The sequence below is a fragment of the Paraburkholderia sp. A1RI_3L genome (assembly GCF_048957895.1).
Lineage (GTDB): Bacteria > Pseudomonadota > Gammaproteobacteria > Burkholderiales > Burkholderiaceae > Paraburkholderia > Paraburkholderia kururiensis.
In genome coordinates this window covers 1-1,195 of sequence record NZ_JARCHA010000053.1, presented here as the reverse complement: position 1 = coordinate 1,195, position 1,195 = coordinate 1, and the positions used below count along the sequence as shown (strand labels likewise).

General features: G+C 62.8%; 1 protein-coding gene. It reads right to left on the bottom strand.

Going from position 1 to position 1,195, the window contains the following annotated elements; genetic code table 11:
• Positions 1-81: 81 nt before the first annotated feature.
• Positions 82-1,195, bottom strand: a 1,114-nt coding sequence (locus tag PXJ20_RS32815) for a hypothetical protein (RefSeq protein WP_421057501.1), incomplete at its 5' end; no start/stop codon positions are given.

Genomic DNA, 1,195 nt, shown 5'->3' with positions numbered 1-1,195 from the left:
CCATCCTGCCCGCCCACGCCCGTCACGATTGCCCTGCGTTCCATTGCGTTCTCCCTGTCCTGTTGAAATGTATGTGCCGTGTCACGTGCCCGCCGTGGCGAACAACGCCTTGCGGTATATCTCGACGTTGGTCGACGTGTCCGGCTGGTTCTCCATGCGCGGCGCGCTTCCTCTCCTGAACGCGCCTGCCTCGATGATCTGGCTCAGCTGCAGGTAGTTGCCGATGTCGAACAGTTCGACACGGCCCGGGTAGTAGCGCGAGAACTGCATGAAGGTCTTCGTGCGTGTCGCGATGACGGGCCGGTTCAGATTGACCGCCATCGACATCGGCCCGGAGGCGGACTGTCCCACTTCGAGGTAAGGCAGCAGCACCGCATCGCATACCGCCATGGCGTGCGGAAACTGGTCGTCGCTCATCGGACCCATGAAGTGGGTGCGACGCGAGATATCGGAGACGTGACGTGTCCGCGCGAGACGCAGCAGGTCGTCCACCGATGTGGTGAGACTGATCGCCTTGCCCTGCCCGTTTCCCACCTCTTCGAGCCAGTTGCGCCCGGGGCTTACGATCCTCAGCAGTTCGGCGATGTAGGGGTCGAGCGGCACGCCCTGCTGGATCGCCTCGGGGTGCACGCCGCCGAAAATAGCGAGGTGATAGTTGTCGGGAAGCAGATGCAGCGCGCGCAGCGCCGTGTCGATTCCCTTATAGCTGCCGGTGAATCCGAAGCAGCCCAGCAGCACGTCGTTCTTGCCAAGACTGCCGAGCAGCGGGAAGTCGTCGCGCTTCGCCTTGACGGTGTAGCCCTGCGCATCTGCGTCGGAGTAGTAGGCGAGCGGGTGATCGTAGACATGCGAGATGCGCTCGACCAGCTTCATCGTCTTCGCCTCGCGTCGCGTATGGACCACGACGCTCACCTTCTTGTGCCACTGCGCGCGCCGGATTGCGCTGTAGATGCCCTGCCCGAGCAGGCTGCTTTCCTGGCGCGAGCCGATCATCTCCGACCACGCCTTGCCCAGCCGGAACTCGCGCAGCATGGCGCGCACGGCCTTCCAGTTGGTCCCTTCGCTTTCGAACACGGTGTGGAACGTGATGCAGAGTTTTGGCGCTGCCGCAATGACCCGGCAGATACGTCGATACGCGTCGCGTTTATTGCGCCCGAATATGCCGTGTTCGAGCTGCACATTGACGCAGTCGAAA